This is a genomic window from Desulforhopalus sp. IMCC35007 (assembly GCF_005116575.1).
GTDB lineage: Bacteria > Desulfobacterota > Desulfobulbia > Desulfobulbales > Desulfocapsaceae > Desulforhopalus_A.
Window position 1 is genome coordinate 1 of the sequence record NZ_SWCN01000096.1, and the last position, 282, is coordinate 282.

Annotated in this window: 1 protein-coding gene; it reads right to left on the minus strand. The window is 44.0% G+C overall.

Annotated features, from left to right (window positions below; all coding sequences use genetic code 11):
• Positions 1 to 282 (minus strand): DDE-type integrase/transposase/recombinase (locus FCL48_RS24770; RefSeq protein ID WP_136876763.1); only part of this gene is annotated, 282 nt, incomplete at both ends.

Consider the following 282-nt stretch of genomic DNA (forward strand, 5'->3'; position numbering starts at 1 on the left):
CGTATTTGATACTACGCCAAAATCGTTCAATGACAACATTGTCAATCCATCTTCCTTTTCCATCCATACTGATAGCGATATTCGCGTCTTCCAGGCACTCTCTCCAGTCATCTGAGGTAAACTGGCAGCCCTGGTCTGTATTCATGATTTCGGGCGCTCCTGAGGTTTTTATAGCACGTTTAAGGCATCTGATACAAAATGCAGTGTCCAGGGTGGTGGAGAGTTCCCAGTCGATCACTTTTCTTGAATACCAGTCCATGATTGCGAAAAGATACATAAATC